This is a genomic window from Ensifer canadensis (assembly GCF_017488845.2).
Lineage (GTDB): Bacteria > Pseudomonadota > Alphaproteobacteria > Rhizobiales > Rhizobiaceae > Ensifer > Ensifer canadensis.
Genome location: NZ_CP083372.1, coordinates 135,621 through 148,665, shown reverse-complemented (window position 1 = coordinate 148,665; position 13,045 = coordinate 135,621). Strand labels below are relative to the sequence as shown.

8 protein-coding genes and 4 pseudogenes are annotated in these 13,045 nt (G+C 57.5%); 5 read left to right on the top strand and 7 right to left on the bottom strand.

The features are described from left to right. Positions 1 to 90: 90 nt before the first annotated feature. Positions 91 to 1,167, top strand: a complete 1,077-nt coding sequence (locus tag J3R84_RS39120) for an elongation factor 1-alpha C-terminal domain-related protein (RefSeq protein WP_435526098.1) — start codon at positions 91 to 93, stop codon at positions 1,165 to 1,167. Between the two features lie 125 nt (positions 1,168 to 1,292). After that, a complete protein-coding gene (gene virG / locus J3R84_RS29245) occupies positions 1,293 to 2,018 on the top strand; it encodes a two-component system response regulator VirG (RefSeq protein WP_011970867.1) in 726 nt (241 codons plus the stop codon). Positions 2,019 to 2,124: 106 nt separating this feature from the next. Here virG and J3R84_RS29240 read toward each other — a convergent pair. From J3R84_RS29240 to istA, 6 genes and pseudogenes are all read right to left on the bottom strand, one after another. After that, positions 2,125 to 2,505: pseudogene (locus tag J3R84_RS29240) on the bottom strand (ATP-binding protein); the annotation flags it as partial. Between the two features lie 220 nt (positions 2,506 to 2,725). Beyond that, positions 2,726 to 3,652 carry a tyrosine-type recombinase/integrase gene (locus J3R84_RS29235; RefSeq protein ID WP_225906608.1) on the bottom strand — a complete coding sequence of 309 codons (927 nt, stop codon included), beginning with the start codon at positions 3,650 to 3,652 and terminating at the stop codon, positions 2,726 to 2,728. Further along, positions 3,649 to 4,623 carry a tyrosine-type recombinase/integrase gene (locus tag J3R84_RS29230; protein ID WP_207932888.1) on the bottom strand — a complete coding sequence of 325 codons (975 nt, stop codon included), beginning with the start codon at positions 4,621 to 4,623 and terminating at the stop codon, positions 3,649 to 3,651. Before J3R84_RS29230 ends, J3R84_RS29235 begins: the two co-directional genes overlap by 4 nt. 11 nt (positions 4,624 to 4,634) lie before the next feature. Next, positions 4,635 to 5,846: a tyrosine-type recombinase/integrase gene (locus J3R84_RS29225; RefSeq protein ID WP_203530177.1), complete on the bottom strand. Its 1,212-nt coding sequence runs from the start codon at positions 5,844 to 5,846 to the stop codon at positions 4,635 to 4,637. Positions 5,847 to 5,983: 137 nt separating this feature from the next. Further along, positions 5,984 to 6,508, bottom strand: a pseudogene (locus tag J3R84_RS29220) (ATP-binding protein); the annotation flags it as partial. Continuing rightward, the gene (gene istA / locus J3R84_RS29215; protein WP_435526097.1) at positions 6,505 to 8,019 is read right to left on the bottom strand and encodes an IS21 family transposase; all 1,515 of its coding nucleotides are present in this window, start codon (positions 8,017 to 8,019) and stop codon (positions 6,505 to 6,507) included. The gene istA and the pseudogene J3R84_RS29220, both read right to left, overlap by 4 nt. 247 nt (positions 8,020 to 8,266) lie before the next feature. Here istA and J3R84_RS29210 point away from each other — a divergent pair. From J3R84_RS29210 to J3R84_RS29200, 3 genes and pseudogenes are all read left to right on the top strand, one after another. After that, positions 8,267 to 8,533: pseudogene (locus tag J3R84_RS29210) on the top strand (hypothetical protein); the annotation flags it as partial. Positions 8,534 to 8,613: 80 nt separating this feature from the next. Continuing rightward, positions 8,614 to 9,674 (top strand): IS630 family transposase gene (locus J3R84_RS29205; protein ID WP_113569768.1). Its coding sequence is split into 2 segments (ribosomal slippage): positions 8,614 to 9,106 and positions 9,106 to 9,674, totalling 1,062 coding nucleotides; the frame shifts between segments, so codons are not numbered across the junction. A 20-nt stretch (positions 9,675 to 9,694) separates the two neighbouring features. Next, positions 9,695 to 10,484: pseudogene (locus J3R84_RS29200) on the top strand (IS110 family RNA-guided transposase); the annotation flags it as partial. A gap of 589 nt (positions 10,485 to 11,073) precedes the next feature. Here J3R84_RS29200 and virD4 read toward each other — a convergent pair. Beyond that, positions 11,074 to 12,765, bottom strand: coding sequence for a type IV secretion system ATPase VirD4 (virD4, locus tag J3R84_RS29195; RefSeq protein WP_024312635.1), 1,692 nt, complete (start codon positions 12,763 to 12,765; stop codon positions 11,074 to 11,076). Between the last annotated feature and the right edge of the window lie 280 nt (positions 12,766 to 13,045).

Genomic DNA, 13,045 nt, shown 5'->3' with positions numbered 1-13,045 from the left:
ATTCCGGGCTGGAGTTCCTGAATAGGCTGTAGACGCATTCTGCGGCATCCATAGCGTAGATTATCGGTATCCGAATAATCAATTTTACCAATGTCGGTGCGTCCTATTAGAGAAGAATTCAGGTGCGGAGAGAGAGGGAAGCTTTCAAGAGGGATGGGCTCGATTTTTTTCGGTCGTGTCGCCGCTTACATGGCGCCATCATCCAATCGGCGTCAGGATTGGACGTGCCGGTGCGTGCCTAACGCATTCGACCGCTGGGGTGAAAACAACAATCAGCTTGAGCTCTCTATCTACTGGCTAACCTCGACGGTTAGTTCACGCCAGACCCGGTCCAGCGTCAAGGAGATCGTCACCCGTTACAGGGACCACGTGACAGCAAAGGAGGGCGAGGCCGTCTTCTTCGTCTTTGCCGTGAGGGCCTCGCGCCGCAACACGCTCGTGGCCCCTTCTTCGAGACCTTTAGTGGCAGGTCAGTTCGGGGCGCACGTCATCTGGTCCGATGTCAATCCGGTCTTCCCCCGGCGGAAGTATATTCTGTGGGCGAAGACGGACAGTGCCAGCACTGTCACCTTGCTCAATCAACAAGTGAATGTCTACACCTCCGTGCACGAGGCAGCGATATCGCTGAGCGAAGTTGGTGTCTGCAACTTCTCTACGCACGGGCCGATCGCGTTCGACTCTTACAAAGACAACAAACTAGCAACTGGTGACTTGATCTTCGTCGACGGGGTGACCAATGCGACTGTCGCAGCCCCGCTAATTGATTTCCCGCTGCGGCGACCACGACATCAGCCTTTGGCAGGCCATGGACGTGAACAAAGGCGCGCTTGCAGCGACGCAGAGGCGCCCTGCTGTCCTGTCATTCACCAAACTTTCCGGCGACAGCACGGCGATCGCAAATGCACTCGACAGGCTCCTGCACGGCGGCGGCAATCACATGTTTCCGTCCGGCGGCGACCACTTGGGCCACGGGGGGTAGCCTTCACGGACGCCGATCGCGTCGAGGATATTGGACGCGTCGCGGAGCGTTCAAGCTGGTGGGCGTTTCGGTGCCGACATAGCCGTTCCGCGACAAAAGGCGCACGGCAAGCGCGTTGCTGGAGAAGCGAGTTCATCGGAAGTTTTGGAGGATACGCCGTTGGAAGAGTGCGCGCGCCATGGCCCTAAGGGCCTAAACGAAAGGCGTTTGCCGGCAGATCCGGAATGCGGCCGGTGTCTCGTCCTACGGAGTGCCCGTTAAGAGCTGCACCGGGCAATCAGAAACGATTGATTGAAGATCGAAAGGTGAGCCATTGAAACACGTTCTTGTCATCGATAACGATGTCGCCATGCGGCACCTCATTGAGGAGTATCTAACGATGCATGCCTTTAAGGTAACCGCACTAAGCGATGGTGGCCAGCTCAATCGCGTGCTCTCGTGTTATCCGGTCGATCTGGTGGTTCTTGATCTTGCTTTGGGTCGCGAAGATGGACTGGACATCGTCCGCAATTTGACCAGCAAAACGGATATTCCCGTCATTGTCATCAGCGGAGATCGGCTTGAGGAGACCGAAAAGGTTGTCGCACTGGAACTCGGAGCAACTGATTTCGTTCCGAAGCCCTTTGGAATGCGAGAATTCTTGGCCCGCATTCGCGTAGGATTGCGCCAGCGGGCCGTCATTCCACGGACGAAAGATCGCCGTTCCTTCTATTTTGCCGGTTGGACGCTCAATCTTAAGCAACGCCGAGTGATCTCTGAACAGAGAGGCGAGCTCAAGCTGACCGCAGGTGAGTTCAATCTTTTAGTCGCCTTTCTGGAAAAGCCACGCGAGGTTTTGTCCAGAGAACAGCTTTTGCTTGCGAGCCGAGTACGTGGAGAAGAGGTGTATGACCGAAGCGTCGATGTCGTGATCCTGCGCTTGCGCCGAAAGCTTGAGTCGGATCCGGCCAACCCTCGTCTGATCAAAACATTCCGGGGTGCAGGCTACTTCTTTGAGGCTGATGTCGATATTCACTACGGAGGCACATTGGCCGCGTGACGGGTAGTCCTCACGACGACGTCGGCGGGTAGGCTCCCGGTGAAGCAGCCATTGAGTATAGCGCGACGATCAGGATGAGACGGCGGCGACAATCTGGATGAGATTCTTATGTCGCGGTCGGGATGACCGTATCATGCTGATTGTCGCTGGCAAGAGTCTCGTCGTGTTCTGATTGTCGCTCCGCGACAATCTGGGAAGCACTTTTGATTGTCGCGAAGGCGGCAGGTCTGCCGCGCTGGCGTTTGGCTTCCATGGCGGAACGTCGCCGATAACTTTCGACGTTCATTTCGAAGATCGTTGCGTGATGAACAAGTCGGTCCACCGCGGCAAGCGTCATGGCCGGGTCCGGAAAGACGCGGTTCCATTCTCCAAAGGGCTGATTGGCGGTGATCATGATGGAACGCCGCTCATATCTTGCGGAGATGAGTTCGAAGAGCACGCTGGTTTCGGCCTGGTCCTTGGTGACGTAGGCCAGATCATCAAGTAATGTTGTGCTGCACATTACTCGATTAACGTGCACTGCACAGAGATGTGGAGCTGACACCGCAAGAGCCCGCAGACGCGCGACTTCCCACGATACAACTCCACATAACTGAGCGTTTACAAGCGGCGCAGCCAGCCTAACATCCCGCCATCATAAGCGATGACCGTCTGATCTTTTGCCGATGACATCACGTCGGGAAAGACTTGTTCGAGCGCTTGCCGCTTCATATCGATATCGGCCCGCGCGTATAGCGCATCGTTACGTTCAGCCCCGAGTGGCCAAGCCATTGACTGATGGTGGCGATGTCAACACCCGCCTTGAGAAGGTGGATGGCCGTCGTATGCCGCAAAGAGTGGGGATGGATGCTTTTTCCCGCCAGGGTGGTTTCTTCCCCCGCAGCCATATCAACATATTTGCGCAGCAAGTATCGAACACCGAACCGGGTCAGTGGTGTGCCGCGGTCGTTGAGAAAGACCCTTTGCTCGGCGGGATTATCTGAGGGCGGGTGCAGCGTGTTGATCAACTCCTGAAGTAGTTGGGCCGTGTTTCGCCAGATCGGGCAGAGGCGAACCTTGTTGCCTTTGCCGTGCAAGCGCACCTGACAGGGCGATACCAGACGAAGGTCACAAATGCGAAGATTCAGGATTTCCTGAACTCGTGCACCCGTATTGAACATCAGCGAGAACAGCGCGTAATCCCGCTGCCCAGAAGGCGTGCGGCGGTCGATACGCGCCAGGACGCACTTGATTTCGGGCTCTTCGAGATATTCGACAGGTGCCACCCGCGCGCCCCTCTTGAAGGGAAGTGTCACCACCAGTTGCAGGGTATCCATATATTCGGGATGCTCCGAGATCAGGAACCGCGCAAAGGTATGCATCGCCGCCAGCCTTGCATTGCGGGTCGCAATGCTGTTGCCACGCTCGACCTCAAGTGACGTGAGAAAGCTGCCGATCCTGTCGGCATTGATGTCGGAGACGTCGATGCTTTCAACGGATCCATTGGTCTCTGCCGCTGCAAATCGCAGGAACAGGACCATCGTGTCGCGATAGCTTTGGATCGTATGATGGCTCATGCCGCGGAGAGCGGGAAGATATTCTTGAAAGAAGCGTGCCATGCTTCGGCCCAATGCGGTGGATTGATGTTTCTTCATGCCACAACCTCGCTGACGAGACCGCCGAAAGCCCCTTCAAAGCGGTCGCTGGCGATCTCTCTCAGCTTTGGAAGGAAGTGCAGATAACATGCCGTCGACACGATGCTGACGTGGCCCATGTAGAGAGCCAGTTTCGGCAAATTCGATTGCACATCGGCGCCGTCCAGATACCAACGGATGAGCGCGCCGACCGCAAAGCTGTGCCTCAGATCGTGGATGCGCGGGCGCCGGCCCTCGCTATCCTCAACACCTGCCATTTTGAATAGAGCGTGGATGCCGCCGCTGATCCCAGTTCCGGTATAGGCACGAAGACCGCCTTCCGTGTTGATGAGAAGGGGTGTGTCTGGATCCCTGCTGAAGGGTGGGGCGAGACGTTTTCGAAGGTAGCTGCACAATTCGGCATGTGCGTGGGACGACAGCGGCAATATTCTCGATTTGTGGAACTTGGATTCCCGTACCCGCAACACCCCGCTTTCAGGCTCACAGTCTGCCAGCGTAAGGCGTAGCAATTCGCCGCGACGCATCCCGGTCGTGTACAGCAGAATGACGGCCATCCTATATACCGCAGGCCGCAGTGGCGATCCCGACGCGACGGACATATTGTTCGCAGCCGTCAACATTTTGGCTATTTGCCCAGGCTCCACGATAACGGGACGCCGGTAAGGCTGGGGCCGCGCGAAGTACAAGGGATCAGGGACAAAGCAGCCCGGCTCCTTGCGCCGTCGATAAAGGCAGAACATGCGGACAACGCGTTGGCGATAACGCTGGGTATTGCTTGCCAGATGAGGGAAGGTGGCACACCACCGATCAAAGCTTGCTCGGTCAAGATCCTGTCCGGTGCGGCTGATAAATTCGCGCAAGGACACCAGAACCCTTTCCTCCGGATAATAGCGGCGACCAAGAGCGCGCTGGTGGGCAAGCCATGCCACAATTGGCTGATCGAGGGGTGTCGGAGAGTTGGCTGTGAACATTGCCGTTCTCCTTAAAAGCCGGCAATACCAGGTACGGGCAGAGCCACCGTACGCAGCATGTCCGTCTCGATGCGAAGATAAACGCAAGTGCTCTCAAGGCTATGATGGCCGAGCAGGTCACCGATCGTCTTTACCCCAACGCCGCGGCCTAGCAATCGCATGGCAAACGAATGGCGCAATGCGTATGATGAGACACCATCTAGCGGCAGGCCGCTTTGCCGTGCTCGCTTGGTGAAGATGTCGCATATCCCCCAGCTCGTCAGGGCTCCCACAGGACTACGCGCTTTAAGGAATAGAAAGTTCGTCGCCGCATCGCAGGGACGCCCATCAACAAGATATAGGTCGAGGATTTCAAGGGTCTGGTCGGCCAAAGGAAGAACGAGCGTCGAACGAGTCTTGCGCTGCTCTACCCGCAGCGTACGTCGCTTCCAATTGACTGCGTCCAACGTCAGCGCTGCAATCTCAGAAGGTCGCAGGCCGTAATAGGCCATGAGGTGGAGGATCGCATGGTCACGGCGGCCGAGATAATCAGTCCTCGCGACCGAGGACAGCAATTTTTCGATCACCTCCCAATCAAGGGCACGAGGTGGCAATTCTCCACGATAGGTTCTGGGCGTATCGATGCGCTCTAGCCCTCGCGCAGTCTTACCACGATCGCCGCAAAAACGCAGGAAAGCGCGCAGATGGGCAACCTTGTGCTGGAGTGTTTGGCGCAGCACCCTGCGGCTCAAGATATGAATGAAGTTTTCGACGTGCTCTGATGTCAGTGCGGAAAGATCCTGTGACACGCCAGCCGACAAGGACAGAAACTCCTCGATCGTTCCCAAATGCTGACCGATCGTCGCCGGTGCTAACCCCCTCACGTCTAGAAGATATTCTCGATATCGCAGCAGCAACTGCTCCACGGGGCCTTGCGGCTGTGTTTCTTCGAGCCGCCCCTCTGCCTTGAGGAAGCGGCGATACGCGCGTTCGGTGGAAGCGTGGCGCAGAGCGCCAGGAACGAAGGCTAACGCTCCGTCCAATTCGGCTTCGAGTAGAATCCGGCCACACTGAAGAGCGGCCGTGGCCTCGAGAATGCACTTCAATCGGTGGACATGGCGACGTGTCGCAGCACCAGGTAGATATCCTGCTGCGAGCAACCACCGGGCAAACAATTCAAGCTCCGCGCCGAAGCGCGAACATTCGTAATGACAAAAAGACTTCGGGAACAAAACCTTTAGCATGGCGCTCTCCTGTTGAGGTTTGGGGAGCGGCCATCCTAGGTGGACGGTGATTCAGTTATGTGGAGTTGTATCGTGGGAAGTCGCGCGTCTGCGGGCTCTTGCGGTGTCAGCTCCACATCTCTGCGCAGTGCACGTTAATCGAGGATGAGCAGATCGAACTTGTTGAGCTTTGCGATGGCGGATTCGAGTTGGAGTTCACGCCGTGCGACCTGAAGCTTCTGGACGAGATCGGTCGTGCGCGTGAACAGCACCCGCCAACCGTTCTCGATCAGCGCGAGGCCGATGGCCGCGGCGAGATGGCTCTTTCCGCCGCCCGGCGGACCGAACATGAGGATATTGGCACCTTTGGCGAGCCAACTATCGCCGGCGGCAATCGCCATCACCTGGGCCTTGGAGACCATGGGCACGGCGTCGAAGGCGAAGCTGTCGAGTGTCTTTCCAGGCGGCAGATGCGCCTCGGCGAGGTGGCGTTCGATCCTGCGATGCGCTCGCTCGGCCAACTCATGTTCGGCGATGGCCGACAGGAAGCGGGCGGCTGGCCATCCCTCCCGATCGGCCTGCTCGGCAAATTGCGACCAGAGCGTCTTGATCGTCGGCAGCCTCAGCTCATTGAGCATGATGCCGAGGCGGGCTTCGTCGATGGTGTTGTGGACGTTCTTCATGCGGCCTCTCCCGCATAGGCAGACCCCATCAGGGCTTCATAGCTATTGAGCGATGCGAGCTGCACATGAACGGTCGGCAACTGATCCGGGTCTGGGCCGAAGATCGCTCTCAAGGCCACCAGGTCGGGCAGTTTGCGGGCGTCGAGCGTTCTGGCAAGCTCCTCGGCCAGTTCACGCTCGCAACCGCGATCATGAGCCAGGGCCAGTAATTCGACGGTGATCTTGCAAGCCTGCCGGTCAGGCAGTTGCTCGATAAGAGTGTCGAAAGCCCTTCGATATTCAGGCCGGGGGAAGAGCTTGTCGCGATAGACCAGGTTGAGAAGCGCCATGGGCTTTTTGCGCAGAGAGTGGATGACGTGGTGATAGTTGACGACCTGATCGTGCTTGCCACTCGCATGGGCGCGACCTCGTGGCAGCGTCAGTAGATGCGTGCCGCCGATGAAGACGTCGAGGCGATCGTCAAACAAACGCACACGCAGCCGGTGGCCGATCAAGCGGGAGGGGACGGTGTAGAAGACCTTGCGCAAGGCGAAGCCGCCGGTGCGGGACACCGTGACGACCACCTCTTCGAAGTCGGACGTGCGGCGATCGGGAAGGACCTGCAGATGCGGGCGCTCGGTATCGATGCGCTTGCCATGTGCGGCATTACGGCGGCTGACGATCTCGTCGATGAAGGCGCGGTAGGAGCGGAGATCGTTGAAGTCTCGGGTGCCGCGCATCAGGAGTGCATCGCGAACCGCGTTCTTGAGATGGCCGTGAGAACTTTCGATTGAGCCGTTCTCGTGGGCGACGCCCTTGTTGTTGCGCGTCGGCGTCATCCGGTAATGAGAGCACAGGCCCTCATAGCGGTTTGTCAGATCGACCTTGGCATCGGCATCGAGGTTGCGGAAGGCGGCCGACAGGCTGTCGCTGCGGCGATAGAGCGGCGATCCGCCAATGGACCACAGGGCGTTCTGCAGTCCCTCCGCCAAGGCGACGAAGCTTTCGCCGCCAAGGATGACATGGGCGTGCTCGAAGCCCGACCAGACCAGCCGGAAGTGATAGAGCAGATGGTCGAGCGGTTGGCCGGCGATCGTCACGCTGAGGCTGCCCATGTCGGTAAAATTCGACAGCCCCAACCGGCCGGGCTCGTGCGTCTGGCGGAAGATCACCTCCTGTGCCTCACCGTGAACGGCTCGCCATGACCGGATTCGCCGCTCAAGTGTGCGGCGAATGCCTTCGGGAAGTTCCGGATGACGCCGCAGCATCTCGTCGTAAACGGCGACCGCACGAATGCCGGGAGCGGCCTTGAGGAGCGGAACGACCTCCGCATCAAAGATATGCTCAAGCGGATCGGGACGACGCCGACCGCGGGGCGGCTTGTTCTGCGACGGAAGGCGCTGCTCTTTCTCCATACGGAATGCCGTCGCCCGGCTGATCGACGCCTTCGCGGCGGCGACCTCAACAGAATGCGTTTGTCGATACTTCATGAATAATCTCATCTGATGATCGGTTACATGGCGACCCGGCACAAAGGTGGTTCTCCATTCCAGAAAACCACCACCGTAGCGGGCCGACCGCGATCATGAGACGCCGAAAAATTGCGCCGCGGCGGGGGTGTAACTCCGGTCGGGCTACGCCCTCCCTTCGTCACACCCCCGCCGCCGAGTCTCATCCTGATTGACGCTGAATCTCACCTTGATTGCCGCCGCGCACATTGAGATTGACCTGATGTGGTGGACGGCCTCCGCTCCCGAATCGCAATGTGCCAAAGTGTGGCTGTCGAAAGTCACATTAGGAGAGCCGCCCACGGAGCATGTTAGCACAATCGGTTTGGGTATCGCCAAGCATGTCTTTCAGGTGCATGGCGTAAACGCGGTGGGCGCGGTAGTGGTCCGCCGAAAGCTGCGACGTGACGATGTTGCAGGTTTCTTCAGGACATTGCCGCCGTGCCTGATCGGAATCGAGGCGTGTGCGACCGGGCACCACTGGGCTCGGGTCCTCATTGCGCTGGGGCACGAGGTTCGGCTGATGCCGGCGTCTTATACCAATCGTCACTGAGTCTGACTCTCATGATTCCCAAAAGCCGACGAATCTGAATCGATGGCGCAAACAGGAGGTTTGCGATGGGTTCGGCGATTTCGTTGCGGTCAGAGTATGATGGGGATGGGTTGCGGCGTCTGGCTCGGCAGACACGAGATGCCGACCAAGCTCGGCGTCTTCTCGCCCTCGCATCGATCTATGATGGCGGCTCTCGCGCAAATGCTGCTCGGATCGGCAGCGTGACAGTTCAGATCGTGCGCGACTGGGTGGTTCGCTTCAACGCACGCGGTCCCGACGGGCTGGTCAACGGGAAGGCTCCGGGCAAGCCGTCACTGTTGAACGAAGATCAGCGCACAGCCCTGGCACAAGCCATCGAGCGCGGCCCCACGCCTTATCTCGACGGCGTCGTTCGCTGGCGTCTGTGTGATCTGGCCCAGTGGATTTGGGAAGAGTTCCGGGTCTCGGTGAGTGAAGAGACCTTGGGTCGCGAAGTGCGATCAATGGGCTACCGCAAGCTCTCGGCTCGCCCGAGGCATCATGCGCAGGATGCCGAGGCGGCTGAGGCATTTAAAAAAACTTCCCCACCACTGTGGCAGAAATCGCCGCCGGTCCCGCCAAGGGCAAAGTGATCGAAATCTGGTTCCAGGACGAGGCCCGTATCGGGCAGAAGAACAAGATCACCCGCCGCTGGGCCAAGCGTGGATCAAGGCCATCTGCGCCGCACGACCAGCGCACCCGCTCGGCCTATATCTTCGGCGCGATCTGCCCCCAGCACGGCAAGGCCGCCGCCCTCGTCATGCCCTGGTGCGATACTCATGCCATGAACCAGCATCTGATTGAAATCGCCAGAAACGTCACTGAGGATGGGCACGCCATTCTCATCATGGACCAGGCGGGATGGCACATGTCCAACAACCTGGCCGTCCCAGAAAACATCACCATCCTGCCTTTGCCGCCGAAATCGCCGGAACTGAATCCCGTCGAAAACATCTGGCAGTTCATGAGGGATAACTGGCTATCCAACCGCGTCTTCAAGTCCTACGAGGATATCGTCGACCACTGCTGCTACGCTTGGCGAACACTACAGGAGCGGCCATGGAAAATCATGTCAATTGGCCGACGGCAATGGGCGCAAGGGTTCTGATCAATGACGGTTGGTATTACGTCAAGCCATGCGTGAAGCGGCAAAAGAATGACGCGACAGATGCCGAGGCGATCTGCGAGGCGGTGGCGCGGCCGACGATGCGCGTCGTTCCGGTGAAGAGCGAGGAGCAACAGAGTGTCATGATGCTGCATCGCGTCCGGGAACTTTTGATCCGGCAGCGGACAATGCTGGTGAACGCTTTGCGCGGCCACCTGGCGGAGTTTGGCATCGTAACTCGGCAGGGTATCGTCGGTGTTGGTATGCTGATCGCGTTGGTCGAAGAACGATGGCCATAATCTCATCCCTCCGCTTGCACGGTCCGCGCTTCTTTCGCTGATTGGGCAGTTGCGGGAGGTGCACGAGAAGGTCGGCGAGATGGATCGCCAAATTCATGCTTGGCATCGCTCGAACGAGCTGAGCCGCCGCCTCGAGACCATACCTGGAATTGGCCCGATCACTGCCAGCGCAATCGCCGCGACCGTGACAGACGCGTCGCTCTTCAAATCTGAACGACAACTCGCGGCGTGGATAGGCTTGGTACCGCGACAGAATTCATGGGGTGGCAAAGACCGGCTCGGGAGGATTAGCAAACAAGGCGATCCCTATCTCCGCAGACTTCTTGTCGTTGGGGCGCATGCGGTACTTCGCTTCAGCCGCAAGGCCAGAGTTCCGCCGACACGTTGGGCGGCCGAGCTTTTGGCGAAGAAACCGTACAACGTTGTCGCTGTCGCTTTGGAGAACAAGATGGCGCGGATCGTCTGGGCGTTGATGACAACAGGCAAGCGATTTGAGGCGGCCGCCATCCTTTGAAAAGTCAGGAGGCTGCAGGAACTGGTGAGGTGCAAATGGTGTGATGGCGAACGGTCGAGCCGGGATCGGACGAACCCGATCAGTGGGTGCCGCTTCAAAGCGCGTTGACCTGTCTGGGATCCGATCAGCGGGCTACATCAGGGCCAGCGGCATGAACAAGCCGCAATCAGAGGCCAAATACATGCCTGCACCCGACCAACTTGCCGGAAACACTAAACTGCCCCTTGCCAAGCGGAGGCCGTCCATACATGCCACTGAATTTTCGTTGTTGTTCCGTAATCAGACAGGACATACCTCTCGCAGAAGCCGATGTGACATTTAGCGGCGTGTTGTCCGCGAGCTGCTGCCGGGCTCATGCGGCGAGACGGCCCTAGAGGATGCAGAAAGATGGGCAGCGAACAAATTTCTTGGGTCGCTGATCGTACAGCCGCCACAAGGGCAAAAGCTATTGCATTGGCTCGAGGCTCGAGGCGGCGATCTTGTTGGATGAATATTGCTATCATTCTGCAGCATCTTGCGGAAAAGGACGAAGCGCTTAGCTGCCCGTGAATCGCGGTTTGCGGAGTATGGCTGGTCAAAATCCTTAAAGCTAGACGTGGCTAAATCTCTCGTCTGCAATCATCAGGGGTGCTGGCTCCGGAAGCCTGCCCGTCTGGCTATCAAAGATGCGCTTCAGTGCGCGATCGGAATAATATCGTACCTTTCGTAGTTGCAATGGTGGCTGACCCTTAATGAGAACGATCTGGTACTTGTCGGGTAGTAGACGCACCTGTTCTGGCCTTAATAAAGGTGCTCCTTGATCTGAGTGTTGAATATTGCGATCGAACGTAAGGCTTTGGGTATAGGAAGTTGACCGCGCTTGAAATGTATATTCACCGATGGCTTTCGAAATATAAACCGGTGTCTCATCGTCAGCTGTTGCCATAAAGACCTGCACACCAGTATTGCTGAGGAAATTCTGCTTTCCAGACTCGTCGTATGTTCCGGTCAGTGCCGAGAGACTTTGGATAATGAACATAAAACGGCCCTTGTAGCCCGCGATCGTGGTGATTGCAGTCTCAATCGCCTCGAGCTTACCAAGATGCTTGAATTCATCGAGCAGGAATAGCACTTCGTGCTTCTCGTCCTTGCCGGGCAGCGAGCGTTGCAGAATTGAAACGACCTGCTGGAAGAGCAGGCGCATCAGAGGCGCGACCACCTCAAGATCGTTTGGGCTGACGCAAAGATAAATGCATGTCCTGCGACGTCGCAGGTCGTAGATTGAGAAGTCCGATCGGCTTGTCGCCGCTTTAATCAGCGGGTCGGCCCATAAGTTCAGCCCGCCATCACCGAGCACAGAAGTGTAGGAGGTCAGAATCTTTGTATCATTACTCGCCATTTCATCGAAGATCCGCTGAGCCTCCTTATTCTGGGTCTCCTGCGCAAGACGCGCAAAAAGGCTATATTTCTCCCCTGGCTGAGCAAAGAGGTCGTAGACGGCCCCGATGGTTGGCGTACCGCGCTCGATGCAGGCAAGAATGCCGGCGACAAAAAGATCTCGTGCGCCGTTGATGAAACCTTCCGCACTCTGTCCCTTGGTCGCAATGAGGTTTGCCGCCAAACGACGCGCTTCGGTGAACTGCCGCTCTGACGGCAATGCTAGGATATCCAATAGAGGATTATAGCAATTCGTCCGCCGCTCGGGGTCTAGCGGTGCCAATTTGAACACGCTATCGCCCCGCGCTTTGCGAGCCCTAGAAGTGAGATCAAAGAGCTCGCCCTTAACGTCGAGGGCTATCACCGAGCCCTCGAACGTTAGTAGCGTTGGAATTACAATGCCGACGCCTTTTCCCGCGCGCGTCGGCGCAACGATGAGGCTGTGAGGCTGCTCGCTATTGGTCAGGTAGTAGTCAGACCAAAAAGGCCCGCTCGTCTTTCCGAACACCGGTCCACTGATGCGGCTGTACCGCTGAAGATAACCCGCGCGCCGCATTTCATCCACGCGAGCCCAGCGTGCAGTACCGTGATGTTGCCGATCGCGCACGGATACCATCTGCTGAACGAGCAGAATGGCTGCCGACGTTAAGACGACGACAGCCAAACCCCTATAGAAGAAGAGAGTTGTGTATCCCAGATAGAAAGGCGTCTCATACCAAAAAGCGAGGATGTCAAATGTCATCAAAGCCCTTCCATCAAAACCAAAACGGAACGTTGAGTAGGCGCTTGCCCCACAATAACCTACTGCCAGTGAACACATGATGCTCCCAGCTATCCTTAAGGGCCTAGTTTTGCTTGAAATCATCGGTCCATCGTATCGTTCGACTCTCAGTAAAATGCTGCGCTCCTCACGGGTTGAACACGCGAGATTGCCGCCGACAGCGCGGCGCCGCAGAAAGCGGTGATCCCAGACCTGCGCAAGATGGGGAACATCCAGCGACGGACTTAATGGTTAAGTCGCGAAGAAAACGTGATCAAGACAACACAGTATACTATCGTTACAGCTTAAATTAGCTCAAAACATCTTTGTATCTCGGGGTTGGCGGGTTAATTGCCCCGCCTTCGAAGTTTTCGGAAGGTCAAAT

Bases quoted from the DNA above. Each gene is read 5' to 3' on its own strand.
- J3R84_RS39120 (WP_435526098.1), top strand. From the start codon at position 91: ATGTCGGTGCGTCCTATTAGAGAAGAATTCAGGTGCGGAGAGAGAGGG.
- J3R84_RS29235 (WP_225906608.1), bottom strand. From the start codon at position 3,652: ATGAAGAAACATCAATCCACCGCATTGGGCCGAAGCATGGCACGCTTC.
- J3R84_RS29230 (WP_207932888.1), bottom strand. From the start codon at position 4,623: ATGTTCACAGCCAACTCTCCGACACCCCTCGATCAGCCAATTGTGGCA.
- J3R84_RS29225 (WP_203530177.1), bottom strand. From the start codon at position 5,846: ATGCTAAAGGTTTTGTTCCCGAAGTCTTTTTGTCATTACGAATGTTCG.
- virD4 (WP_024312635.1), bottom strand. From the start codon at position 12,765: ATGATTTCAAGCAAAACTAGGCCCTTAAGGATAGCTGGGAGCATCATG.